The sequence below is a fragment of the Dyella sp. SG562 genome (assembly GCF_011759495.1).
Taxonomy (GTDB): domain Bacteria; phylum Pseudomonadota; class Gammaproteobacteria; order Xanthomonadales; family Rhodanobacteraceae; genus Dyella_D; species Dyella_D marensis.
Genome location: NZ_JAAOYS010000002.1, coordinates 411,134 through 433,669 on the forward strand (window position 1 = coordinate 411,134; position 22,536 = coordinate 433,669).

At 59.1% G+C, this 22,536-nt stretch carries 27 protein-coding genes; 7 read left to right on the top strand and 20 right to left on the bottom strand.

Annotated elements, in window-relative coordinates:
* Positions 1-359: 359 nt before the first annotated feature.
* The 4 genes from FHW84_RS05205 (at position 360) to FHW84_RS05220 (ending at position 4,518) form a co-directional block, all read left to right on the top strand.
* Positions 360-785, top strand: a complete 426-nt coding sequence (locus FHW84_RS05205; RefSeq protein ID WP_167253104.1) for a hypothetical protein — start codon at positions 360-362, stop codon at positions 783-785.
* 18 nt (positions 786-803) lie between these two features.
* Positions 804-2,753, top strand: coding sequence for a Z1 domain-containing protein (locus tag FHW84_RS23460; RefSeq protein ID WP_167253106.1), 1,950 nt, complete (start codon positions 804-806; stop codon positions 2,751-2,753).
* A 248-nt stretch (positions 2,754-3,001) separates the two neighbouring features.
* The gene (locus tag FHW84_RS05215) at positions 3,002-4,060 is read left to right on the top strand and encodes a DNA cytosine methyltransferase (protein WP_167253108.1); all 1,059 of its coding nucleotides are present in this window, start codon (positions 3,002-3,004) and stop codon (positions 4,058-4,060) included.
* 47 nt (positions 4,061-4,107) lie between these two features.
* Positions 4,108-4,518 carry a very short patch repair endonuclease gene (locus tag FHW84_RS05220; protein ID WP_208399636.1) on the top strand — a complete coding sequence of 137 codons (411 nt, stop codon included), beginning with the start codon at positions 4,108-4,110 and terminating at the stop codon, positions 4,516-4,518.
* Between the two features lie 395 nt (positions 4,519-4,913).
* Here the strand turns inward: FHW84_RS05220 and FHW84_RS05225 are convergent, their stop codons facing one another.
* The 3 genes from FHW84_RS05225 to FHW84_RS05235 all read right to left on the bottom strand — a co-directional run bounded on the left by FHW84_RS05225 (position 4,914) and on the right by FHW84_RS05235 (position 8,241).
* Positions 4,914-5,897: a lipase family protein gene (locus FHW84_RS05225; protein ID WP_167253110.1), complete on the bottom strand. Its 984-nt coding sequence runs from the start codon at positions 5,895-5,897 to the stop codon at positions 4,914-4,916.
* 305 nt (positions 5,898-6,202) lie between these two features.
* Entirely contained in the window at positions 6,203-6,682 is a 480-nt protein-coding gene (locus tag FHW84_RS05230) for a hypothetical protein (RefSeq protein ID WP_167253112.1), read from the bottom strand.
* 68 nt (positions 6,683-6,750) lie between these two features.
* Positions 6,751-8,241, bottom strand: a complete 1,491-nt coding sequence (locus FHW84_RS05235) for a PLP-dependent aminotransferase family protein (protein ID WP_167253114.1) — start codon at positions 8,239-8,241, stop codon at positions 6,751-6,753.
* A gap of 322 nt (positions 8,242-8,563) precedes the next feature.
* On the opposite strand from FHW84_RS05235, the gene FHW84_RS05240 reads away from it, so the two are divergent.
* Entirely contained in the window at positions 8,564-10,207 is a 1,644-nt protein-coding gene (locus FHW84_RS05240) for an alpha/beta fold hydrolase (RefSeq protein WP_167253116.1), read from the top strand.
* An 872-nt stretch (positions 10,208-11,079) separates the two neighbouring features.
* On the opposite strand, the gene FHW84_RS05245 is transcribed toward FHW84_RS05240, so the two are convergent.
* The 9 genes from FHW84_RS05245 to FHW84_RS05285 form a co-directional block, all read right to left on the bottom strand.
* The gene (locus FHW84_RS05245; protein WP_167253118.1) at positions 11,080-11,649 is read right to left on the bottom strand and encodes a dihydrofolate reductase family protein; all 570 of its coding nucleotides are present in this window, start codon (positions 11,647-11,649) and stop codon (positions 11,080-11,082) included.
* Between the two features lie 9 nt (positions 11,650-11,658).
* Complete coding sequence (locus tag FHW84_RS05250; RefSeq protein WP_167253120.1) at positions 11,659-12,084, bottom strand: hypothetical protein; 426 nt, start codon at positions 12,082-12,084, stop codon at positions 11,659-11,661.
* A 66-nt stretch (positions 12,085-12,150) separates the two neighbouring features.
* The gene (locus FHW84_RS05255; protein WP_167253122.1) at positions 12,151-12,537 is read right to left on the bottom strand and encodes a hypothetical protein; all 387 of its coding nucleotides are present in this window, start codon (positions 12,535-12,537) and stop codon (positions 12,151-12,153) included.
* A gap of 247 nt (positions 12,538-12,784) precedes the next feature.
* Entirely contained in the window at positions 12,785-13,075 is a 291-nt protein-coding gene (locus FHW84_RS05260; RefSeq protein ID WP_167253124.1) for a hypothetical protein, read from the bottom strand.
* A gap of 61 nt (positions 13,076-13,136) precedes the next feature.
* On the bottom strand, positions 13,137-13,382 hold the full coding sequence (locus FHW84_RS05265; protein WP_167253126.1) for a hypothetical protein: 246 nt from the start codon (positions 13,380-13,382) through the stop codon (positions 13,137-13,139).
* Positions 13,383-13,462: 80 nt separating this feature from the next.
* Entirely contained in the window at positions 13,463-13,849 is a 387-nt protein-coding gene (locus FHW84_RS05270; RefSeq protein WP_167253128.1) for a hypothetical protein, read from the bottom strand.
* 95 nt (positions 13,850-13,944) lie between these two features.
* Positions 13,945-14,247 (bottom strand): DUF1161 domain-containing protein, encoded by a 303-nt coding sequence (locus tag FHW84_RS05275; RefSeq protein WP_167253130.1) that lies wholly within the window; start codon positions 14,245-14,247, stop codon positions 13,945-13,947.
* Between the two features lie 85 nt (positions 14,248-14,332).
* A complete protein-coding gene (locus FHW84_RS05280; RefSeq protein ID WP_167253132.1) occupies positions 14,333-14,776 on the bottom strand; it encodes an ABC transporter permease in 444 nt (147 codons plus the stop codon).
* Positions 14,773-15,411: a DUF5671 domain-containing protein gene (locus tag FHW84_RS05285; protein WP_167253134.1), complete on the bottom strand. Its 639-nt coding sequence runs from the start codon at positions 15,409-15,411 to the stop codon at positions 14,773-14,775. Before FHW84_RS05285 ends, FHW84_RS05280 begins: the two co-directional genes overlap by 4 nt.
* Positions 15,412-15,707: 296 nt before the next feature.
* On the opposite strand from FHW84_RS05285, the gene FHW84_RS05290 reads away from it, so the two are divergent.
* A complete protein-coding gene (locus FHW84_RS05290) occupies positions 15,708-16,064 on the top strand; it encodes a DUF1428 domain-containing protein (protein WP_167253136.1) in 357 nt (118 codons plus the stop codon).
* 158 nt (positions 16,065-16,222) lie between these two features.
* Here the strand turns inward: FHW84_RS05290 and FHW84_RS05295 are convergent, their stop codons facing one another.
* Positions 16,223-16,633, bottom strand: a complete 411-nt coding sequence (locus tag FHW84_RS05295) for an ammonium transporter (protein ID WP_167253138.1) — start codon at positions 16,631-16,633, stop codon at positions 16,223-16,225.
* Positions 16,630-16,962: an autorepressor SdpR family transcription factor gene (locus FHW84_RS05300; RefSeq protein ID WP_167253140.1), complete on the bottom strand. Its 333-nt coding sequence runs from the start codon at positions 16,960-16,962 to the stop codon at positions 16,630-16,632. Before FHW84_RS05300 ends, FHW84_RS05295 begins: the two co-directional genes overlap by 4 nt.
* Before the next feature lie 286 nt (positions 16,963-17,248).
* Here FHW84_RS05300 and FHW84_RS05305 point away from each other — a divergent pair, with 286 nt between their 5' ends.
* The gene (locus FHW84_RS05305) at positions 17,249-17,566 is read left to right on the top strand and encodes a YkgJ family cysteine cluster protein (protein WP_167253142.1); all 318 of its coding nucleotides are present in this window, start codon (positions 17,249-17,251) and stop codon (positions 17,564-17,566) included.
* A gap of 24 nt (positions 17,567-17,590) precedes the next feature.
* On the opposite strand, the gene FHW84_RS05310 is transcribed toward FHW84_RS05305, so the two are convergent.
* The 6 genes from FHW84_RS05310 to FHW84_RS05335 all read right to left on the bottom strand — a co-directional run bounded on the left by FHW84_RS05310 (position 17,591) and on the right by FHW84_RS05335 (position 22,485).
* A complete protein-coding gene (locus FHW84_RS05310) occupies positions 17,591-18,352 on the bottom strand; it encodes an ABC transporter permease (protein ID WP_167253144.1) in 762 nt (253 codons plus the stop codon).
* Entirely contained in the window at positions 18,349-19,296 is a 948-nt protein-coding gene (locus FHW84_RS05315; protein ID WP_167253146.1) for an ABC transporter ATP-binding protein, read from the bottom strand. Before FHW84_RS05315 ends, FHW84_RS05310 begins: the two co-directional genes overlap by 4 nt.
* Positions 19,297-19,373: 77 nt before the next feature.
* The gene (locus FHW84_RS23465) at positions 19,374-19,736 is read right to left on the bottom strand and encodes a hypothetical protein (RefSeq protein ID WP_167253780.1); all 363 of its coding nucleotides are present in this window, start codon (positions 19,734-19,736) and stop codon (positions 19,374-19,376) included.
* Positions 19,737-20,216: 480 nt separating this feature from the next.
* Complete coding sequence (locus tag FHW84_RS05325; RefSeq protein ID WP_167253148.1) at positions 20,217-21,026, bottom strand: DUF2310 family Zn-ribbon-containing protein; 810 nt, start codon at positions 21,024-21,026, stop codon at positions 20,217-20,219.
* A 149-nt stretch (positions 21,027-21,175) separates the two neighbouring features.
* Positions 21,176-21,583, bottom strand: a complete 408-nt coding sequence (locus FHW84_RS05330) for a DUF2000 domain-containing protein (RefSeq protein ID WP_167253150.1) — start codon at positions 21,581-21,583, stop codon at positions 21,176-21,178.
* Between the two features lie 38 nt (positions 21,584-21,621).
* The gene (locus FHW84_RS05335; RefSeq protein ID WP_167253152.1) at positions 21,622-22,485 is read right to left on the bottom strand and encodes an AraC family transcriptional regulator; all 864 of its coding nucleotides are present in this window, start codon (positions 22,483-22,485) and stop codon (positions 21,622-21,624) included.
* Positions 22,486-22,536 lie beyond the last annotated feature (51 nt).

Genomic DNA, 22,536 nt, shown 5'->3' on the forward strand with positions numbered 1-22,536 from the left:
GACTGCCGCAATTCTTAGGTTGAACGATTGGCCAATTCTTGGCGGCCCCTGCTGTCACAAGATTGCTGCTTCGAAGGGGCTGTGCGGCCAGCCGTAGCACGCTCTTTCTGGGGGGTAGACACCTGTTGTATGTAGTGTTATGAACGATGGGTGGCTGGGGCCATTTACATTATCGCGGGTGCCGGAATTGCGGGGGCATGATGGATGCTTCAGTAATGCAGGAAATCAACAAGGACGAAAAGATATGTCCTGGATCAAAGATTTACAGGCATGGAAGGAGCTCATTCCCTGATTGCCGGCCAAAAGTAGCCACGATTTGGCGTAACTTCCATTTTTGGCCTACTTGAAAGTCGTGCCTTATGGGTATCCAAAAGCAGGAGTTTTACGAAGGGGCTGCGATCTATCAGCTTATTCGCAAATCGGGTGCTACGCATATCAGCTACGCGCCACCACTATTTGTGTTTGATAATCGGCTACAGATCCATCTCAAATACTCCACGGGAAAACGTAGTCCATGGGGATTCACGTTCATGCCCGATGAACAGGCATTCCTCCGGAAGAGTGCGCAGTCAATGCGGCTCATCATTGGCCTGATTTGCGGGGCAGATGGTATCGCCGCATTATCATATGACGACTACGCCAGCATTGCGTCAATTCAAAGCAACGCGCTACGCGTTTCCTGCAAGCGCAACCATCGTGCTCACTTTGAGATCGGAGGGCCTGACGGTACGTTGCCTGGCAAGGTTGCGCCAGCTGACTGGTCGAATCTTTTGGATAAGAGCTAAGGACAAAGGAGAGCTGCAGTGAAGCATACTGACGAGATTCTCAACTTGCTCCGTCAGCAAGTTGGAAATGACCATGAGGTGGATGACATCGCCAAAACCGCGCGTGAGGTGGCGAGTAAATGGGTCAGTCCCCTAAGTGGAGGCAAGGAGCAGATCAACGGTCTCATTTACGGCCTAGTACAAAGCGGTAAAACAGGCGTTCTGACCGTAACCGGGGCAATGGGGGCAGATGAAGGTTATCGCACTCTCATTGTTCTCACTTCCGACATCGATCCACTATACGAGCAGACGCGAGGGCGCATTCAAGAAGCGTTTCCCGGCATGGATATTCTTGGTAAGGCTGATCTTCGTGACAAGGAGGCTTTCCTGCAGCGCATAAAGCGTGGAACGTGCGCTGTTGTGGTCACTAAGAATGGAAGCATTCTAAACACGCTAATCGAAAACTTTAAAGGCGGTCGTGTACGTGGTCTTTCGTGCCTAATTATTGACGATGAGGCCGATCAAGCAAGCTTAAACACAATAGCTCGAAAGAATGATGGGTCGCGCAGTAGGATAAACGGGCAGATTGAGGAGCTTCGCGAGTTCTTCGACAAGAATACCTACCTTCAGGTAACGGCTACCCCGGGCGCGCTATTTCTTCAAGATGGCAAGCACGCATTTCGGCCGAAGTTCACGGTGTTGAGTCATCCCGGTAGTGATTACGTCGGGGGTGATGATTTTTTTTCGAAACACAGCGAGGATCTCGTTCGTGAATTTCCTTTAGCTGATCTCACGGCTTTGTCAGCCGGGTCTCAACCGGCGCCCGGAGCGCAGATGCCTACGTCGCTTTTGTCCGCGCTCGACACCTTTATGATTGGCGCGACGTTCAAGCGAGAGACTAGCCCTGATCAGAAGTGTGCATTTCTTTGCCACGTAAGCACCCGAAAGAGCGATCACAGCCATATTGTTGATCTGTTGCGTGCATACAAGGCTGACTTGGCCAGCGGCCTGAAGGCAAAAGAGCCCAAGCTCATCAAGCGTCTGCGTAAAGCATTCGATGACCTCGCCATCACCAATGAGCAACTGGCCAGATCCGATTTCACTCATCTCCTCAATAAGATCGAGTTCCTATCGCCGGGAATCACAGTCAAGCTAGTGAATGGAGAGACAGACGAAGACGTAGCTTTGCACGCCCCATACAATCTCTTTGTTGGAGGCAATAAGCTTGGGCGCGGTGTGACGATCAAAAATTTGCTCGTGAGCTACTACGGTCGCCATCCTCGCACGCCGCAGGCAGACACTGTTCTGCAGCATGCGCGCATGTATGGCTACCGCCGTAAGGATATTGGGTTGCTTCGCTTGTGGTTGCCACCCGAACTGCATGTGGTCTTTCGCGCCATTAACGAGATGGAGCAAAGCTTGCGAAAACTCATCGCCAAGAATCCCGGTGAGGAGTTTCGTGGAGTCTATCTGAAGAATGGTCTGCAAGCGACGCGGCGTAATGTATTGGTCCCTGGGGCGATAGGCGTTTACACCGGTGGCGGAACTTACAACCCGGCGCAAGTTCTACGTGACACTTCGGGAGCAAAGCATACTTCCAAGCTAGATAAGCTGCTCTCCGCCATCTCAGATAAAGATCATGCTGAGATGTCAATCGCCGATATCAAAGAACTGATCAAGCTGACGGCCCCCGATCCGGCGATTGCTGAACACGTTTGGGATCCTGTCGCGGTTGCGGAATCACTGGAGCATTGCGCGGAAATTTTGAAGCAGGGCACGGGATACGTTTACGTCGATCGAGATCGAGATCTCCGTGAGCCACGGCGCGAGACCCAGGGGTTGCTGACTGGTGGCGAAGCGGGATCTGTGCCGAATGATCTTGTGACGGTATTCATGATGAGAACTAAAGCCTACGGCAAACACCAGTCCGTGTGGTGGCCACAAATTCGGTTCCCGTCGGGTCGTTACGCGCTAGCCTTTGCCATCTAACTTACTTGAAGTCGCCGATGATGAGCGATGCTTGGAGAAACGTGCTGACAGCATTGGCTGCTAGGCTATGAAGGTAGCTGAGCTGATGCCAAAATAGTCATCAATTTCCATCGAAAGCTTTCTTGCAGCAATCTAAAGAAAGTTGATTGCACTACTAATCGATCCTCTCAAAGCCAGGCTTTCTTAGGTGCTTGGTTCTCCGTTGAAAGCCGGTTCCGAGCCACATTGACTATGCATTACACACACCGATGAAACGTACTCTAAAAGAAGTTGGCGCGAAGCTCAGGCCGTTGCATGCCATAGATCTATTTAGTGGATGCGGAGGGCTGAGTCTCGGCCTGAAGAAGGCAGGTTTTGTAGTGATTGCGGCGGTAGAGGTGGATCCTAAGGCCCAAGAAACATATCGGATGAATCATCCGAAGGTACGCCTCTATTCCCAGGACATTCGCGAGCTGGATCCTGGTGACGTGCTACGTGAAGCGAATATTCAACCAGGCGAGCTTGATCTGCTTGCGGGTTGCCCGCCATGCCAGGGCTTTTCTCGCCTTCGGACCAGAAATCAACGGACATCAGTCAAAGATGAGCGCAATAATCTCGTTGCAGACTTTCTCCGCTTCATCGAGGTAATGAAGCCGAAGACGGTGATGCTGGAAAATGTACCGGCTCTGGCTAAGGACAATCGCTTCCTCAAGATGCGCCGAGAGATCCACAAGCTGGGATATGAGACGGAGGTGCACATCCTAGATGCCGCGGACTATGGGGTTCCTCAAAGACGCAAGCGACTAATTATGCTCGCATCGAATGTCCACATGCCATTGATTGCAGGTAAGGCAAGTAGACGTATCACTGTTCGTGAGGCGCTGACTGGGCTTGACAGCCCGAAGAGTACGAAAGATGAACTGCACGCTTTGGGCGAGAACCGGTCGAAGGCTGTGCGTGATCTAATCGCGATGATTCCTAAGGATGGCGGTAGCCGCACGGATCTACCTAAGAAGTATCAGCTTGAATGCCACAAGCGCAGTAATGGTTTTCGAGATGTTTACGGGCGTATGTCCTGGGATGAGCTTGCTCCGACTATTACGAGCGGCTGCCACAACCCTTCAAAAGGTCGCTTCCTTCATCCTTCAAAGAACAGAACCATCACACTGCGCGAAGCGGCAATTCTTCAGGGATTTCCTAGGGAGTATCGATTCAAGGTAGATCACGGTAAGGAGTCGATTGCGCTTATGATCGGCAATGCGCTTCCGCCCCCCTTCATCACTGCACATGCCCGTGCTCTCCGAAAAGGTCTGCAAGAGACTACGTAGATTTAAGCGCAGAGTGACGACATGGCGTATGGTCTTCTATTTCGATAATGGACCGTATCTCTAGAGAGCAGCGCAGTCGCAATATGGCGGCTGTGCATTCCTCCAACACGGCGGCCGAGAAAGCCGTTCGCTCCATCCTTCATGGGTTGGGGCTTAGGTTTCGATTGCACCTTAAAACGCTCCCTGGAACGCCGGATATAGTTCTGAGGCGCCACTCGACGGTTGTACTCGTCCACGGCTGCTTCTGGCACGGGCATAACTGCCCTAGAGGGAAGATGCCGTCTACACGTCAGGATTTCTGGGTCCCAAAATTGCAAAGGAACCGCTCCCGCGACGCGCATAACGCAAGGCGATTGCGGCAGCTAGGTTGGCATGTCTTGACGGTTTGGGAGTGTGAGCTTCGAAAGCCGAATCTTTTGAGAGAACGCCTCGCCCGAGAGTTTAGGATCCGCGCATAGAAGATGAGGGCGATGAATTTGCGTTCCACCCAATCTTTATAAAAGGAGCCGGTGGTCGTTAGAGAGGCCTGGAAGTCATTGGCCTTGGCTCGGTCCGCTAGAGCATTAGTGTGCACTTTAAGGTAACAGCCTCTGGGCTGGGCTCTTGGCTCTATTCGAAGACATAGCCCGCATTCCTTTCCCTGGAAACAACACACGTGAATCCCCGCCCATGACGATCTAGCGACCACAGCGCAGGTGCGTACAACGGAGCGGAGATAGTTAAAGCAACTCAGGTAGCATCCGTCTGGGCCGTTTGAGCGCCAGATCGGACTGGTCATCTCGCAGAGGTCAGATAACCATATTCGCCAGCTCTAACCATCTCCTGACCACGGAGCAGTCAGCCATCCACAGATTCACGAGCCAGGCGGCAACCAAACATCCCCCTTCGCCATAGCCAGCAACGCTATGTAAGCCCCAATGTGCTGATAGCCAACCTGCCGGTTAAAGTCATTGCCATCGTGCTGAATCAGCCCCTTGTCGGTAGTCCCGGTGTGCTGGTCTTGCCCTTCGCTCGGCTGCTGATAGTTCAAGAACTGCAGAAACCCGTAGTTCTTGTTGATGCCATCCTGGATGCTCTGCGGCGTGTCGATATCAGGCTCGTAGATATTCAGGATGTTCTTGATGGTGCTGGCGCTCCAAGCGTCCGGCACCATGTCCTTGGTGTTGAAGACTCTGGTTGAAAGCCCCTTCATGCTCTTGTTGAAGTAATCGGCGAACTGCTCGTTTCCCGCCGTCGGTGCGGCGAAGGTAAAGCAGCCTACGGTTGCCGATGGAAGCTCCGCCTTCAGATAAAGCGACAGAACCGAGGCCAGAGCTCCGCCGAGGCTGTGCCCCACCACCGTGACTATGCCGCCATTGGCTACATGGTTCGTCAGGTAGCCAAGCAAGCGGCCGCCCAGGGGAATGATGCCTTTGAGGATGTTCTGCACTCCATCCATCGCACCATTGGATATGGACGTGCCCCACGGCGCCGAAGAGATCAGGCCGCTCAATGCCGTCTGACCGATATCTTTATCCTCGACATTGACGTCGTACGCCGACTTCGGGTTGGTGCCGCTGGTCACCACGCGATAGTCGCCCGACGGACCTTTGAAGATGGCGGTGATATTGGCGGCATATCCCTTCGACGTCGGGGATGTTCCCGGATCGAGGAAGGTGAAAGGCCCCCACGCCAGCGTGAAGGCACTCGCATACGTCGATTGCTTGACCCGTTTGACGATGTTTTGCTGGACCACCGAAGGGTCCGGATACTGCATGGGTTTGCCTTGGTCATCGACGGCAGCATTGTTGAGTACAAAGGCCAGCGTCAGATTGATTTTCGCGTCATTCGAAGACATAGCCGCACTCCTTGCCTGGGCACAACACAACGATCCCCGCTCCTAGCATGGAGGGGGCGCTCAATAGCCTGAGTCTTTGTCGCCGCACCAGCGAATAGAGAAAGCCGATACGCTCCTTATTCGACTTTGTCAGCTTTGATGTCTGCCAGTGCGCTCATCGACGCAGGTGTGATCGCTGCGTGCGATGAGCGCCAGGATTCCCGGCTGCCGAAGCTAAATTGCATGCCGTAGATGGCCTGTGAAAAACAGGCCTGTCTTCGTCGGCGTGATCCGCTCCATCTTGCGATGGAGCGAACGGGGCGTTCTTACGCTATGCCATTGAAAGCGAGCTCCGAGAACTCCCGTGTCTCCGGGTCATATAGCGCTCCCCAGAAGGAGCTGCCGCCATCGCAGACGATGGCCGGCTTTCGCCTCCATGCTCCTCGATCCTTGCTGTGGATCGATATCTCGACAGGGATTGCATTGATGTAGACATATTTCTTGCCGCGTATCGTTACCCCAACGTACTGCCTGAGGAACGCATTGGGGTCGCTTACCGATCCTCCTGTAGAGCAGCATTGATGCGATTTGAGCTCGGCAAGCTTATGCAGATCCTGCTCCAGCTGCGCCGCCACACTCGGCGGAATCTCCCATGAGCCATCCACCTGCTCTGGTGTCGATCGAGAACACTGGTGGAGTGCGTCCTTGGCCTGGTCGGGCGGCAGAATCGCCCAATGCTCTGTTGGCATGGCGCAGGCTGTGCCGCTGAGGGCAATGAGTAGAAGGATGGATGTTCTTGCTCGCATGGCTATTCGCTCCTTGATTCTGTGCTTGTCGTCAGATCTGGATCATCTGCATAAGGTCAGGACCTGGATCACCCGTTCGCGGAATGAATCCGCTCCTTCTTCATGGTCGCCAGATACGCCTCTGCGAGCCGCACCCCAGCGCGCTTAAGGCTTACCTCGGACACCCCGGCATAGCTAAGCACTAATGTCACATGCTCAGGCAGCGTTTGATGGAAGCGCTCTGCAGAACGAATACGCACTCCACGCGCGAACGCCTCTGTTACCAACGCCTCTGTCGCACCACGCGCCAATCGCGGCAATCGCAAAAACAACGATCCCCCCGCCACCGAGCCCACCACTTCCATATCCTCCCCAAGCTTCCCTTCCAACACCCCGGCTAACGCCCGATGCCTCGGCGCCAACCGATGCGCAATCCTCCGCAAATCCCTCAAGTACTGCCCACTCCCGATACACATCGCCAGCACATGCTGCTGCAGCGAAATACTTCCCCGGTCCGCCAGCCACTTCACCGCCAGAAACCGCTCCCGCAGCCCCCGCGGCACCAGCATGTAGCCCAGCTGCAAGGCCGGAAACATCGAGCGCGCAAAGCTGCTCACATGAATCACCCGCCCATGGCGATCCAGCGACCACAGCGTGGGGCAGGTGCGCACCCCAAACCGGTGCTCGCAATCGAAATCGTCCTCCACCAGGCACGCATCGTGCGCATACGCCCATTGCAGCAAGGCCCTGCGCCGCTCCTCCGACATCACCACGCCGGTGGGAAACTGGAACGACGGCGCCACGTTCACCAGCCGCACGCCATCCAGCGCCGCCGCATGCCGCTCGATATCCATGCCCTGCGGCCCCACCTGGCACGGCACGATGCGCGCGCCCATCGCCTCGTAGGTGTGGCGCACGCTCCAGTGGCAGGGTTCCTCCACGCCTACGGCGTCGCCTTCGTCGAGCAGCACGCGGGCGATCAGGTCGCGGGCCTGCTGGGCGCCGCTGACGATCAGGATGTCGTCCGGGCCCACCTCGATACCGCGTTCCACACTTAAGTACCCGGCCACGGCCTTGCGCAGGGCGATGGCGCCTTGCAGCTCGGGGAAGTCCGGCGCGTCGCGGCTGCGCAGCAGCGCCGTCAGGTTCTGCATCCAGGCCTTGAGGCTGCGCGGGTCGGACTTCACGCGAGGTTGCGCAAGGTCGATCACGTCGCCATCGAAGGCAGGCATTTCCGCCTCGGGCACGGCAGGCAGTGCGGCGCGCCGGGCCAGGCGGGACAGCCGCGGCGCTGGCGGCGCTTCCATCTGTTCCTGCACCGGTGCGCCGCCCGCGGACACGCCGGCGGCGCGCACGCACACATAGGTGCCGCTGCCCGAGCGCGATTCCAGGTAACCCTCGCTTTCCAGCTGGTCGTAGGCCATCAGCACCACGGTGCGGGAAACCCCCAGGGCCACGGCCATCGAGCGGCTGCCGGGCAGGCGGGCGCCCGGCTGGAAGCGGCCCGAGTCGATGTCCCGCCGGATGGCATCGGCGAACTGGGCGTACATCGGTTCGTCGTGCTGCCGCCTGTTGGCCATCTTTAAGCGCTCCGCGGCGGCTGCAAGTGGTCATATCGAAAAAGCGCGCGACCGGTCATTTACGACCCCGCCCGCCGTGAAGAATGATCATGCCACGGCTGGCAGGACGCCCCTGGCGGGCGCGCCGCCGCCACCGCCCGCATCGGGCAGCCCAACGGGGGAATCGCAACTTATCGCTACTTACGACACCGGGCCACGGCCCGGCGGCGCGGTGCGCTCGCGATTTGCCTGTGCCTGGTCTTTGGGGAGGCCGGCGGCTGCGGCGGAGGCCACGGCGGTGCGCATGTCCGGCATGTCACTACTTACTTGAAGGAGCATCGGTATGAAGCGTTTTACCTTGTCCGTGCGCAAGCTGGCGGTGCTGATCGGTTGCGTGCTGTGTCCGGGGCTGGCCAGCGCGCACGGCATCGACGACCACAGCGGCGACCCGGCCTACGCCAGGTACTACCAGCAGCCGGTGAGCTGGGGCGCTTGCCCGCCTTCGCTGTTTACCGACGGCAGCACCATCCAGTGCGCGCTGGTCACCGTGCCGCAGGATTGGGCCGACCCCAGCCAGGGCGACATCACCATCGGCATTTCCAAGCCGCTCAACCCGCCGGCGTATACCCGCCTGCTGCTGGTGAACGGCGGCGGGCCGGATAACTCCAGTGCGTCCATGGCGGAGATGTTCGAGCAATGGCAACCGCAACTTCAGGTTGACCACTTGGTGGTTGGCGTGGACCTGCGCGGCGTGACCGACGGCCTGGGCACCCAGGTGAGCTGCGACTACGCCCCGCGCAGCGGCGCCGAGAACTTCATGGACGGCGACAGCCGCAACCCCACGCCGGCCAGCCTGCAGGCGCAGCAGGATTGGTGGAACCGCTCGATGCGCGCGTGCCTGCAGCAGCACGGGGCTTTCCTCAAGGGCATCACCACGCCCAACCACGTGCGCGACCTGAACCTGGTGCGCGCCATTCTGGGTTTCCAGCATGCGGACCTGTTCGCCGTGTCCAGCGGCACCGGCCTGATGGCGTATGCCAGCCGCATGTTTCCCGACAAGTTCGAGCGCGTGGTGCTCGACAGCAATATGAACTGGTCGCACCTGGACTGGCAGCAGCAGGCGCTGCAGCGCATGTCGATGGACCAGCTCAACCTGCAGCAGGCCTTTATCCCTTTTATGGCGCGTCACAACGACCAGTTCCATATGGGCACCACGCCGCAGCAGGTGATGACGACCTTCCAGCGCATCTACCAGGCCACCTCGCAGCACCGCATGGGCAGCGTCACGCCGGACCAGGCGCTGGGCGCGCTGGATGGCACGGCGATGTGGATCTTCTGGGACCTGTTGGTGGCGCCTTCGCTGAGCGCGATGTCCGATGCACTGGACGGCGACCCCGAGCATATCGCCACGGCCGAACAGATCGCCTCCATGACCTACGCCGACCTGCGCGCGCTACCCAGCTTCAACCCGATGAGCGCCGCCCTGCAGTGCAACGACTCCGGTTCCACCGACCGCCGCAGCATGGCCCGCAAGATCGCTGACACGCATAAATACTGGGGGGTAGGCGCATCGACCATGGAGGATCAGTGCCAAGGATGGCCCTGGGCACCGGCGATCGACCCGCTGCTGGAATTGCGGACGAAGGTGCATGGGTTGATGGTGCAGGGGGAGTTCGATCCGTCGACGCCGTATGGGGAGGCGTTGGTGGATCGGCTGTGGAATGGGAATGCGGCGCCGATGGTGTTTATCGATAACGCGGCCACGCATGGGGCGATTTTCGATGACAACGCGTGTGTGGTGGCGGCGGAGTTTGGGTATCTCCATACCGGCGTGTTGCCGAAGCGCGATGTGATTTGCCAGGCGGGGCCGATGCATTCGTTTGGGATGCGGGATAGCGTGGCGTACCAGTACGGTTATCAGGCCCTGGGGCCGTGGCTGCCGCTGCCGCCGGATGTGCGGCAGGTGAGTTGGGTGTTGGTGCCGTAGAGCTTTTAGCCCCTCTCCCAATGGGAGAGGGGTTGGGGTGAGGGTACGGGCGAAGCGCAAGAGTGATGCACACCGCTCCGCCCGAAACCTCATCCGGCTGCCGCCACCTTCTCCCGGGGGGAGAAGGGCTTCAACTTGAGTGTTGAGGAATATCGCGGCGCCGGTAGTGCCTCGACGCTAAGCCCCTCTCCCTCCGGGAGAGGGGTTGGGGTGAGGGTACGGCCGGAGCGCAAGAGTGACGCACACCGCTCCGCTCGAAACCTCATCCGGCTACCGCCACCTGACCACATTGTCAGAAAAGCGCGATCCAGGGATTTCTGCTGCGCCGTGCAAAAAAAGCAGCAATGCTCAATCCAGAAATTCCCAGGTGTCCGCCCCATCGAAGCGCCTGACAACCACCGACTCCAGCAGCGCGGGTTCAAAATTCCGCAGATTCACGCCGTGGCGAGCGCCTGGCTTGAGCTCCATCGGCTCCCAGTGAGTGGCGATACCGCAGATCTTGCATCGCACATTCCGCAAAGATCGATCGCCCCAGACATAGCTTTCCGTGTTCTCGGGGTGGCCTTGGATGGAGACTGAGCCGAGTTCGTAGTAAGCCCATATGCCTCCCGTGCGGCGACATAGCGAGCAGTTACAACTCGTGGCTGTTGCGGGCGCTGCCGGAAGCGTGAGGCGTACTGCGCCGCAGTGGCAGGAGCCGTGGAGGGATGGTGTGGGCTGTTCAAGGCTCATGGGATTTATCGCGGTGCGATCTCGGGTGTGAGCTAGATGGGCAGCACGAAAGCCAGGGCGCTATCGCGGACATCGGACGGGCTCTTCCCATGGAGCCATTCATCCCTTCCTCGTGATGTCCGCCTTGGGTCGTAGGCTGGTCAGCGACGGACGCGATAACGGATATGTGTAGCATCCGGCGTATCGATCACCCGAACAATCTCCAACTCGACGCGCGACGGCAATACATCGAACAGTCGGAGGCCGCCACCGAACAGCACCGGGATCTGGTGGATCTGCAGCTCGTCCAGCACGCCAGCCTCAAGCGCCCGTTGCGCCGTGTACGCGCCGAGCATCAGTACGTTGCGGTCCCCGGCGGCGGCCTTGGCCTGCGCCATGGCGCTCTCAATCCCGTCGAGCACGTACTTCACCAACGGATAGTTCGCCACCGAAGGGCCGGGCGGACGATGGCTTGGCACGATGATGGGGACACCGTGATTGTCACCGCCCCAATGATCGATCTGCTCCACGGTACGCCGCCCTGCGAGAATCGCGCCCGGTGAATTCCATTCATCCCACAGCTGTCCAACCGCCCCCGATGGCCGGGAGAAGTCCCCATACCATTCGTGCAGCCGGTCGAAGCCGTCGCCGCCGGGGTTGCCTGGTTCGTCGTTGGGGCCGGCGATATATCCGTCGAGCGACATGGACATGAAGAGCACCGATATCGGCATTTGAGTCTCCTACGGCCTCAATGAAGTTCCACAGAGTGCCGCATTGTCATCCAGATCTTTGATGGTCATGACCTTTCCACCCTGAGGGTCAAACGCAACACCGCCGAAGTTCTTCACCAGCACCTCGGCGGATCGCATGGCTGCGATGCATTCATGCGCATCACCACCGAACGAAAGCTGGTAGGCAACGCCGCCGCTGACACCAGCCGCCACCACCATCGGGTAATCCGAGACGAGCTCCTTCGCGTCATTCCTGAAGAAGAAAAAGCCCGTGGTCTTGCCATCCACAACAAGGGGCAGAAAGCCACTGTGTTTGGCGAGGTCTACCGGGGCGACAAAGTGCATTTCGGGGCGACTCGCCCGCATGGCCTTTTGCCAGGCGTCGAAGTCTGGTGCCCGATTGAGTGCCAGGAATACGAAGATGTCGACTGACATTTAGCCTCCCAAGAGTCTGGCCATGTCGAACTATCTCAGATGTCCGCTTCGGGCCGGAAGCGGACTTTACCCTGCTCGCCAAGGGATGACCTTGGCAACCAGAACGAATGCTAGGTATGCGGCCGGCGTCGTCAGCACGCCCAGCCCAAAACGGGCCCAATAGTTCGCGGGCCTTCGAAGAAAAGAGAGTGCCAGCCCTCCCAGTGCGACCGCCAGGTAGGGGGCGAAAGTCATCACCCACATGGCGTAGAACGCAAAGATGTCTGACTTTCCCCTTGAGATGAGATAGCTGACCGCTATCGCGCCGTATAGACATAGCGCCGGAAAGAGCGCTCCAAGTATGACGATGGCTCTTGGTCGAACTTGGGGCCTTAGCGCCATGAATATAAGCAACCCGACTGGAATGCCGAGTTCCAAGGCGATCGCACCAATGCTCAAGATTGTCTCAGCCATGCTCCGTCCGCTTGTGGGCCGGCTATGTGCATTTCATCCGCTTCGGATCGAGAGCAGACGTTAGGCCTTCGAGAATACTTGGCGCCTGAAGTCGCGCAGCCAACCCTTCAATGCGCCGGGTCCACCAACGAAGTACCAGACAAACAATCCTCCGATACCCAGCAGTGTCCATTCCACACGGGACCAGAGATAGGGCCACGGCTTTTGCGCACCGTTGATCTCGTACGAGAACCCCGCGCGGGTTGCTTCATTGACCCGGCTTCACCTCGATCACCGATTCAACCGCGAAAGCTATCTCCTCCGCCGACCAGGAGATGCAGGCGTGCACGGCATCGCAGAATTCATCGAGAACGGCGGACCCATTGGAGTCGTAGTCATTCTCGGCTGTAAGAAGAATTTTTTCTCCATCCCAGCGGCAAGTGACCTCTGTATGCCAAGGTCGTTCGTAAAACTCTTCAAGAACAGCCGAAACGCCGCCAGAAGCCTCATGCGAAGATATTCCCTGGCAGGACACTGTGACCCGATACCTTTCTGCCATTCATTTTCCTCCGTCTGCGAATATCTGTTTTTGACCGGAAGTGGGCCTCAGGAATTGAGTGCTACATATCCGGGTCTCCATCCTTTCCGACATCACCTTGAATGCTCAAGAGAAGACCAAGTGCACTTGATGCCGCCGCCCAAATCCAACTGAGACCGCCTTCTGCGGGGAGCTGCCACAGAAGTATCCCGCCAACGAACAAAAGCATCCCGACGATCTCGCCGCGACTCAAAGGGCGATTTCCGACCTGGAACAGATTTCCGTCGTCGCGATTCACCCGCTGCCTGAGTTTGCCAAGAAAGCTCATTGCCCATCCTCTTGCCTACCCACTCAAAAGGCGGCGGGTCTCAAGTGGAGCACCGCGCTCCAAATGCGCCGCGCTTGAACTCACCTGTTCAACAGCAGCGACCTGCTGGTCATCCATAGCGTACCGACGGATGAGTCGCTCAAGACCTCGACTGACACCATTTGATCGTCACTTGGTTCAACGGCAGGTTCGATGCTGAGGATCTTGAGGGCAACGGGATCCGTGAAGACAACGCAGCGCTCGTTTAGATAGGCCTGTGCCGCTTGTCTGTCGCCTTGGTTCGCAATTTCCCGACCCTGATGCTGATCGGTCTTTGAATGACATGCCAAGGACGGGTGTTTTGCATAGGCAACCAGCCCTTCCTTGATGACCCCGCCGTCGGCAGAAGGTGCTGTGGGGCCGTGATGACAGGCAGCGATGCCTACCGTTAGAGCAATGACGAACCAAGCGTGGTGCGGACTTTTCATGAAGCTATTTTTCCACGGAAGAAACCAGGGAAAAGGGGCGGATCCATCTCTCGTATAGCAGATGGAACCGCCCCGTTTCTGCGGGCCGGCCGTCATCAGCCTCCGGCCTGGCCAGATCGCGTCGGCAGCGGTGCAGCCGGCGCCGTACCTGAACTGTCGTCGTTCGACTTGGATTCCCCGCGGGTATACACGATGACATTCGTGCCCTCGCAATGCCCGACTACCTTTCCGCCGTTCTTGTCAGCCTGATCTGCGGGAACCACTTCCAGACTGTAGTTGTTTACACCTTTCGCCTTGATCTTCGCGTCGATGTCGGACTTCACCGCATCACAAGATGCGTTAGCCAACACGGGCAGAGTCATCAATGCCAGTACAGCAATGGACATGCGAGATTTCATGTTCACTCCTTGGTGGTTTCTTTAACGGCTGGTGCAAAAAGGGTGGCGCGGACAGCGTTCTTGGTGATACCCAAGTCGCCACTGTTCAGAACGAAGGCGCCCCAGGCGATTTCCGGTCCATATCAAAACAGTGCTTTCCGGCCGGATGATGCCAACGCTGCCCGCCAGGAGGAATGTAGCCATCGCGCCCCATTTCTTCCGACTCGGATGCGGCATCGAAATCCGCGCACAGCCGATAGGTATCGGGACCAGTCACCACATAGCCATACGCCACACCGCTGACTGGGTCGGCGGTATGGATCTGCTCCGCGTCGATTGCCGCCAGGTCATGCGGCAAGGACTTGTGCTGAGACCAGTAGCCCATGACCTGCAGCGAGATTCGGCTCAGGTCCGATACCCTGCGTCCATCCATCCGTAGCGCACGCTGGTGCGCTGGAGAGCCGACCACGGCCAGGCCGGCGATCACGGCTGCGGCCATGCCAATAGATACGGCGATCGTCAGCCATCGCACTCCCTTGCGCGGCATCATGCGACACGCTCGTCGCTGCGCAGATCCCAGAGGTAGTAGCCGAATACGGTGCAGGCTATTGCCGCGGCAACCAGCACCTTGAGCACGAAGCGCACGGTGATCTCGCCGCCGAGCACGCCGTCCACCAGGGTGATCAGGTCGCAGATGAGCACGACCGCGGCGACGAAGAGCGTCAAATAGGTAAGCCAGCGGCGTGCCGCGGATTGCCGCTTGATGGGCTGCCGCGCGACCTCGCCGCGGATCCTGCCGGAAATCCACAGGAAAACCGGGAAGGCGATGATGATCGAGGCAACGGACCAGCGCATGCTTTGCGATATCCCGTTGTTGTATGGCATGGCCATATCGGGGAAGGCGCGGTTGATCAGCTGGAACAGCAGGCTGCCGAAGTGATAGGCGCTCAGGTAGAGCGTGGTAAACAGCACCAGATAGATAAAGGTATCGCGTGCCGAAAGGTAAGGCCGTGGCTTGGGAACCGGTACGGCGAAGTCCACGTCCGCGAATGCCGAGAGCGCGCCGCGCACCTGTTCCGGCGTCCAGCCTGCGTCTGTGAGTGCGGTTTCGATGCTCTGCCGGCTGCAACCACGTATCAGCGAACTGCGTACGAACCGCTCCAGGTCCTGCGTGCTGCTGGGCATAGGTGTTCCTCTTCCTTGATGAGTGATATCGAGCCGAATCTGAACTGTAATTCGAGCGCCACAGGGCGACGGTTGTGGCGAATGTCTGGCTTCTGCACTCCGGGGCTCAGCTGCCGACCTGGGCCAATAGCCCAGGTCCCGGATTTCCGGAAGCTTGCTGGGGCTGCGCCCCTTTTGGCAAGGTTGGGCGCCTGGCGTGGCCTGGAAGGGCCGCCCCGTGTCGATCCCGCGCCCGCCCATTCGTCGCATCCATGAAGGCGACCATATCGGCCGCCCCTTCCGCTGAGGAAACTGCCATGTCCTACATCGATGGTTTCGTGATCGCCGTACCCAACGCCAACCGTGAAAAGTTCATTGCGCACGCCCGTACTTTCGACGCCATTTTCGTGGAATTCGGCGCTATTCGAGTGGTGGAGTGCTGGGGCGACGACGTGCCCGACGGCAAGGTCACCGACTTCCGCCGCGCCGTGCAGGCCACGCAGGATGAGTCCGTGGTGTTCTCCTGGGTGGAATGGCCCGACAAGGCCACCCGCGACGCCGGCATGGCGAAATTCATGCAGGACCCGCGCATGGAAGCCGCCGCTGACTGTCCTTTCGACGGCAAGCGGATGATCTTTGGGGGCTTCGTGTCGGTGGTCAGTCTGCCGGGCTGATTTTGCCGCGAGGGCAAAGCATCCGTTGGCCGAGCTTTGCTGCCGTAATCCCATAGTTTGGCCGTACTGGCCAAACTATGGTTCTGCGCACGGCGTGATCTCATAGGATTTGGGCATCACCAAGAACTCCCTTGGTGCGTGCCACTGGGCTGAAGACCTCAGCTACTTCTCCGCGCATCGTGGATGACGCACTTCCACGCGGCGTAGCCAAGCATGACCGCCACGCCCGCGCCGACCGCAATCATCGAGCCGGTGCGTGCAAGTTCCTGCGGCGCGAATGCCCACAATGCGGTCCACACCAGGAAGGCCAGTGTCATGGCCCAGCCGCCGACGCGACCTATGGCCTGTGCCAGCGTGGCGTGCTGAACGGAGCGGGGCGAGCCTTGCATCCTCTTCGGCATGGCGTTGCAGAAGACCGCGAGGGCGAGGCCGATGATGATGTTGTTTCCGCGCGTAACCAGCTCTGCGCCCACCCATCCTTGTTTGTGGGCTACGGCGAGCAGCAGGGCGCCGGCGATCATGGCGGCCGCGAGCTTGAGGCCGAAAAGGATTTCTTTTCTCGCGCTCATCTGGAGGCTCCTTTACGGGATGCTTTGAGCTTGGCCTTGCCGGCGGATTCCGCGGTCGCGCGTGTGCCGGCGCCGATGCCGAACAGCTGGGTAAAGCTCAGCAGTGCGTCTTCCAGCACCGACAGCTTCAGCTGGTAAATGATGCTGGTGCCGATCTTGTGCGCCTCGATCAGATCGGCTTCGCGCAGTACCGCGAAGTGCGCCGACATGGTGGGCCGCGACACGGGAAAACAGTCCGAAAGCTCGCCTGCGCTCATGGAGCGCTGGCGCAGCAGCTCCAGCACTTTGCGGCGGGTGGGATCGGCCAGGGCTTTGAAGACGGCGTTCATGGCCACTATTTAGCTAATCATCTAAATTAGAGTCAAGAAAAATTTCGATGATTGCCTAAATTGCCGTCGGCACGCGGGGAAACTAACACTTGGCCCGCCGCGGACGCGTATGCTTGCAAAATCAAGCCTTGTGCCAAGCGCACCCTCACTACGCACGCGGCGGAGCTACCGTCGTCCTCGTGAGTCCACTCGTATCCCGCGCGTGCCGGATGGCCGCGGCCCCCGGCGAACCGTCGTACGACGGCCATCTCCTGCCTTATCCCCCATCCCTGGAAACCCCTAGCGCATGACCTCTGCCGAACGTCCCGCCGCCGCACGCTGTTCTTCCTGCGAAGCTGTCTGCTGCCGCCTCATGGTGGTTCTGCAACCGGAAGAATCGATTCCCGATCACCTCACCACGTATTCGCCCGAAGGGTATCGCGTGATGAAGCGCGGCGAGGACGGCTGGTGCGTGGCCATGAACAGCGTGCAGATGAATTGCGGCATCTACGAAACGCGCCCCGCCGTGTGCCGCCGCTTTGTGATGAATGGGCCCTATTGCAGGGCCATTCGCGAGGACTACAGCCGCGACGCGGCCAAGGCACTGCAAGAGTCGGCCAGGTAACGGCTGTGCCGAGCTGCTGCGTTCCTACGAACGCAGCTTGTAGCCGGTACGGAAGATCCAGGCGATGGCCACGATGCAGACCAGCAGAAAGGCCAGCGTCATGCTCGCGCTCAATACGACATTGACGTCGGACTGCCCGTAGAAGCTCCAGCGAAAACCGCTGATCAGGTACACCACGGGATTGAACAGCGCCACCTTCTGCCAGAACGGCGGCAGCATGCCGATCGAATAGAACGCGCCGCCGAGAAAGGTGAGCGGGGTGACCACCATCAGCGGGATTACCTGCAGTTTCTGGAAGTCATCGGCCCACAGGCCGATGATGAAACCGAAGGAGCTGAAGGTGATGGCGGTGAGCAGCAGGAAGACCATCATCCACAGCGGATGCATGATGCTGTAAGGCACGAAGAAACGCGCGGTAATCAGGATCAACAAGCCAAGCATCACCGATTTGGTGGATGCCGCCCCGACATAGCCCAGCACTGCCTCCAGCGGAGAAACGGGCGCGGAAAGCAGTTCATAAATCGTGCCCGACCACTTGGGCAGATAAATGCCGAAAGAGGCATTGGAAATGCTCTCGTTGAGCAGCGAAAGCATGATCAGCCCGGGAATGATGAAGGCACCATAGCTGGTGCCGCCGATCTCGCCCATGCGCGAACCGATGGCGGTGCCGAACACGATGAAATACAGCGACGTCGACAGCACCGGCGACACGATGCTCTGGGTCAGCGTGCGGAAGGTGCGGGCCATCTCGAAGCGGTAGATGGCGCGAATGGCTGGAATGTTCATCGCGTCCCCCGCACCAGGCTGACGAAAATATCTTCGAGCGAGCTTTCCATCGTATGCAGGTCCTTGAAGTCCACCCCGCGATCGCCCAGCTTGCGCAGAAGTACCGCAATGCCGGTGTCGTCGCTCTGGGCGTCGAAGGTGTAGGTCAGCGTGGCGCCGTCGTCGGCGAGCTCCAGCGCGTAGTCGTCCAGCCCTTCGGGCAGCGCCTGGATGGGCGCCTTGAGGCTGATGGACAGCTGCTTCTTGCCCAGCTTGCGCATCAGCGCATGCTTGTCTTCGACCAGGATCAGTTCGCCGCGGGTGATCACGCCCACCCGGTCGGCCATTTCCTCGGCCTCCTCGATGTAATGCGTGGTCAGGATGACCGTGACGCCGGTGGCGCGCAGCGCGCGCACCATCTGCCACATGTCGTGGCGTAGCTCCACGTCCACGCCGGCGGTGGGCTCGTCCAGGAACAGGATGCTAGGCTCGTGCGCCAGCGCCTTGGCGATCAGGACGCGGCGCTTCATGCCGCCGGAGAGCGTCATGATCTTCGCGTCTTTCTTTTCCCACAGCGAAAGGTCGCGCAATACCTTTTCGATGTGCTGGTCGTTGCGCGCACGCCCGAACAGGCCGCGGCTGAACCGCACCGCAGCCCACACCGTTTCGAAGGCGTCCGTCGACAGCTCCTGCGGCACCAGGCCGATCTTCGACCGCGTAACGCGGTAATCGCGCAGCACGTCGGCACCATCGGCATGCACGGTGCCGGAACTGGGCTTGACGATGCCGCAGATAATGCTGATCAGCGTGGTCTTGCCGGCGCCATTGGGGCCGAGCAACGCAAAGATCTCGCCCCGCTTGATGTCCAGGTCCACCGACTTCAGCGCCTGGAAACCGTTCTTGTACGTCTTGCTGATGCCCCGGATAGAAATAGCGTGCGGCGGCAATGCGGCCTGTTCGCTCATGGTGTTCCCTGGTGTGGCGTGTCGCGGCGTCCGGGGAGTCTACGCCCGCCTTGGCCAGATACGAAGCGGGGGTGAATTCATCCGGCTGGGTTGAACTCGCGGATGACTTCGATGAGGCCGACGATGTTGTCGTTCAGTGCTTCGAAATCTTCTGCCGGGACCCACCATTCGGTGTGGTGGGATCCGCCTACGCGCTGCACTGGGTATTTGCTCATGAAGGACGTGCGGACCTGGAAGCGGGTGACGGCGCCGTAGCCGCTGTCGCGTATGTTCCACGTGCTGGCGATTTCGGTGGCGTATTGTTCGTTGGTGACCGGGTAGAAGATGGGCTGGTCGGGGAGGCGCGGGGGCCAGCGTTTGAAGTCGGCTTCGCGCAGGAGTTCCCATTCCTTGGGGCCGATGGGGCGGTAGAGCACGGTCAGTTCTTCGGAAATCGCCATATAAGGTTTCGTCCTTCCTTGGTCAGCTTTCTTGTACCGGTTTTTGGCCGGTCGTTGATAAAAACCACCATTTGAAGCCTCAATCGCCCGCTTGCTTGGCTCGGACAAGCCCGCATTCAGCACAGTAACTCGCCCTGGGCGTACGTAGCGGCTTTCCACACGCTCCACATGGCGGACCGAACAGGCTGGCTCTGTGGTGCCAAAGGACATCGGGATTCGATTCCATGGCGCCAGTCAACTGCTGGTAGCGAGACAGCGCCTCGTCACCGAATCCCTGGCTGAGTGCCTCGGCCAGCGATGCCCCGGCATTTCGCCGGAATTCCTGGATCCTCGACATCATGATCGAAAGGAGGGAGGCGACCTCCGGCCATTCGCGTTCGTCGAGCATGGGTACGTTCCGCTTGCATCTCCAGCAATAGAGCGTCTCTGCCATGAGTATCTTTTCCTTGCGCGCTGAGGCTGGAGCCCGCGCCTTTTTGGCTAGCTTGTAGTGGGCTCAGAGCGGGAAGCCAGTAACCATCTGCGATCGAGCGCTATGTTGGACAGCAAGTGGCAGTGATCGCATTTGAAGTCGAATAGATCGTGGAGTCGAGGCGTCAGTCGCCACTCGTTTCCGCAGCCTGGGCAGCGTCGTTCAAGTTCAGTGCGAAGGCTTCGGCCGTAGTAACGGTACAGGTAGTAGTAGAAAGGTCGTCCGCTTGAATTCGCGAGAGTTTTGCAGCATTCCAGGCCGCTTTTACTCAGATTGCTCTCGATGTTTGATAGCTCTCGCGTTGCAGCACGCTCGAGCACGGCGCAGTTCATCTGAAGGGTGTCGCAGCTTTGATAATTGGATTGCCACGATATGACGTCAGAATATTCATCGCTCGATGTGGCTTCCATGCGATATAGCGCGATCGGGCCGAAGCAGTCGATGCATCGTATCGGTGATACCAAAGTGACGTATGTAGTGAAGAGCACATAAGCGCTGGGGCTGGAGCACGAACACGGCGATAGGGATTCGATGTGCTTGCCAAGCACCTCGGTTGCCAAGAGCAACCCCTTCATCTCGCAGCGTGCTATGGCTTTATTTACATACTCGTTGTTGAAGCGATCATCCAGTGATTGTTCTTCGGGGCAGAGTACCGTCGTTGAAAAGGCCTCCCCATGGGCGTGGATTGGCCATTCGCTTCCATAGATTTGCCCATTCATGCGCCAGGCCGCCAGCAAATCCCCGATGAGATCGCTGACCGATTCCTCCACAGCGTCGTCGGCTATCGCGGTTGCAAAGGAGACTCGATTTATGTACATGAGGATCCTTTCCTCCGTTCCTTGATCGCCATTATTGGTGACGCATGGCGTCTATGAGAACCCCATGCCTGTCGAGCAGAAACGGAACCAGATATAGGGACGAGCGCAGTTAATTGCCTTTAACTACTCCCGTCCCCGATCACCCCATCTCAAGGATGAAGGGCCAGCCCCTTGATCGCTTTGTCGACAGCTTTCTTCGGGCCACGCAGCCCCAGGCCCACCAGGTCCATATTGCCGGGATCTTCGGCGAGGAAAGCGTTCCGGTTCGCCTCGTCATGTCCGGTGGAGAACATGGAGAAGACATAGGGGACGATCGTCAGTTGTCCCTGCAGCGCCATTCTCTGAGCGGCCTGGAGGCCGGCCAGGCCGGCCTGGAAAATCAGGATGGGCTGGCCAAGCATGTTCCCGTAGCGATGGCCGGCGGCATCGACATAGGGAAGGCCCAAGGCATCGGGCGCGGCGGCGGCGATGCCGGTCGCCAGGAAGGCCGTCACGTTGAGACGCTGCCAGCCGAGCAGATCGTCGCGGACGATAAGGGCGACCTTCGTATCGAACATGCCGCTCTCCTTTCAAAGATTGAAAGCAGACATTCTCTTCAGGGGGCGGCGGGGCGGTCTAGAACGTTTGTGCACTGGCCCTGGTAGGCGGCGGGCGAAAGGCGATAGGCCCGCTGGAACCAACGCCCCATATGGCTCTGGTCGGAAAAGCCCACGTCCAGTGCGACCTGGCCCGGCGCCGCGCCGCCGGCGAGCAAGGCCCTGGCCGCCCGCAATCGCAGGCGCACCAGATAAGCGTGCGGCGAAAGGCCGAAGCTGCGCTTGAATTGCCGGGTCAGGCGGAAGCGGTCGATCCCGGATTGGTGAGCCAGCTCGTCCAGGCCGATGTCACGGGACATGTGCTCGTGGAGAAAATCGCGGGCGCGCAGCATCTGTTCCGGTGAGCCCTGGGCCGGTGCGGCGATCGCGCCGGTGTGCGCGCTGAGGCGTCGTACCAGCGCGTCCAGGCATTGATCGCGCGCCAGCCTGGCTTCCTTGAAATGAAGCGCGAGGAAGGCGTTGTGGATGGTGTCGCGCAGACGATCGTCGGTGGCCACCGTGCTTCGAAAGGCAGAGCCGATGCCGGATGCGTCCGGTGCATCGAGCCGGCCGGCCATCGACGACAGCCATCGCTGCGGCAGATAAAGCATGGCGTAGGTAAAGCCGATGTCCTGCGGAGCGTAGCCATCGTGAACCGCGCCGGGCTCGATCAGCATCACTCGCCCCTCGGTACTGCGATGGGTGGTTCGATGACACCGGAACTGCTGAACACCTTGCTGCGTCACCCCGACGAGCACTTCGTCATGATCGTGAGGATCGTAAGCGTGGCCCCGGAAATGCGCGTGCACGGTCTCGATCCCCGTGTCGGGATCGCGGGAGATCCGGATCCAGTCGTTGCTGAGGTTTTCGGTGCCCTGTTTCATATAAGACGGCAGGTGAGAGCCTTCGCAACCCATAGTGACTGAATTCGCCAC

Bases quoted from the DNA above. Each gene is read 5' to 3' on its own strand.
- FHW84_RS05290 (WP_167253136.1), top strand. From the start codon at position 15,708: ATGTCCTACATCGATGGTTTCGTGATCGCCGTACCCAACGCCAACCGT.
- FHW84_RS05235 (WP_167253114.1), bottom strand. From the start codon at position 8,241: ATGGCCAACAGGCGGCAGCACGACGAACCGATGTACGCCCAGTTCGCC.
- FHW84_RS05280 (WP_167253132.1), bottom strand. From the start codon at position 14,776: ATGATGCCGCGCAAGGGAGTGCGATGGCTGACGATCGCCGTATCTATT.
- FHW84_RS05315 (WP_167253146.1), bottom strand. From the start codon at position 19,296: ATGAGCGAACAGGCCGCATTGCCGCCGCACGCTATTTCTATCCGGGGC.
- FHW84_RS05330 (WP_167253150.1), bottom strand. From the start codon at position 21,583: ATGTTCGATACGAAGGTCGCCCTTATCGTCCGCGACGATCTGCTCGGC.
- FHW84_RS05305 (WP_167253142.1), top strand. From the start codon at position 17,249: ATGACCTCTGCCGAACGTCCCGCCGCCGCACGCTGTTCTTCCTGCGAA.
- FHW84_RS05225 (WP_167253110.1), bottom strand. From the start codon at position 5,897: ATGTCTTCGAATGACGCGAAAATCAATCTGACGCTGGCCTTTGTACTC.
- FHW84_RS05240 (WP_167253116.1), top strand. From the start codon at position 8,564: ATGAAGCGTTTTACCTTGTCCGTGCGCAAGCTGGCGGTGCTGATCGGT.
- FHW84_RS05335 (WP_167253152.1), bottom strand. From the start codon at position 22,485: ATGAAACAGGGCACCGAAAACCTCAGCAACGACTGGATCCGGATCTCC.
- FHW84_RS05265 (WP_167253126.1), bottom strand. From the start codon at position 13,382: ATGAGCTTTCTTGGCAAACTCAGGCAGCGGGTGAATCGCGACGACGGA.
- FHW84_RS05310 (WP_167253144.1), bottom strand. From the start codon at position 18,352: ATGAACATTCCAGCCATTCGCGCCATCTACCGCTTCGAGATGGCCCGC.
- FHW84_RS05255 (WP_167253122.1), bottom strand. From the start codon at position 12,537: ATGGCTGAGACAATCTTGAGCATTGGTGCGATCGCCTTGGAACTCGGC.
- FHW84_RS05215 (WP_167253108.1), top strand. From the start codon at position 3,002: ATGAAACGTACTCTAAAAGAAGTTGGCGCGAAGCTCAGGCCGTTGCAT.
- FHW84_RS23465 (WP_167253780.1), bottom strand. From the start codon at position 19,736: ATGGCGATTTCCGAAGAACTGACCGTGCTCTACCGCCCCATCGGCCCC.
- FHW84_RS05220 (WP_208399636.1), top strand. From the start codon at position 4,108: ATGGACCGTATCTCTAGAGAGCAGCGCAGTCGCAATATGGCGGCTGTG.
- FHW84_RS05250 (WP_167253120.1), bottom strand. From the start codon at position 12,084: ATGTCAGTCGACATCTTCGTATTCCTGGCACTCAATCGGGCACCAGAC.
- FHW84_RS05325 (WP_167253148.1), bottom strand. From the start codon at position 21,026: ATGTACATAAATCGAGTCTCCTTTGCAACCGCGATAGCCGACGACGCT.
- FHW84_RS05295 (WP_167253138.1), bottom strand. From the start codon at position 16,633: ATGAGCGCGAGAAAAGAAATCCTTTTCGGCCTCAAGCTCGCGGCCGCC.
- FHW84_RS05285 (WP_167253134.1), bottom strand. From the start codon at position 15,411: ATGCCCAGCAGCACGCAGGACCTGGAGCGGTTCGTACGCAGTTCGCTG.
- FHW84_RS05260 (WP_167253124.1), bottom strand. From the start codon at position 13,075: ATGGCAGAAAGGTATCGGGTCACAGTGTCCTGCCAGGGAATATCTTCG.
- FHW84_RS05300 (WP_167253140.1), bottom strand. From the start codon at position 16,962: ATGAACGCCGTCTTCAAAGCCCTGGCCGATCCCACCCGCCGCAAAGTG.
- FHW84_RS05230 (WP_167253112.1), bottom strand. From the start codon at position 6,682: ATGCGAGCAAGAACATCCATCCTTCTACTCATTGCCCTCAGCGGCACA.
- FHW84_RS05275 (WP_167253130.1), bottom strand. From the start codon at position 14,247: ATGAAATCTCGCATGTCCATTGCTGTACTGGCATTGATGACTCTGCCC.
- FHW84_RS05245 (WP_167253118.1), bottom strand. From the start codon at position 11,649: ATGCCGATATCGGTGCTCTTCATGTCCATGTCGCTCGACGGATATATC.
- FHW84_RS05205 (WP_167253104.1), top strand. From the start codon at position 360: ATGGGTATCCAAAAGCAGGAGTTTTACGAAGGGGCTGCGATCTATCAG.
- FHW84_RS05270 (WP_167253128.1), bottom strand. From the start codon at position 13,849: ATGAAAAGTCCGCACCACGCTTGGTTCGTCATTGCTCTAACGGTAGGC.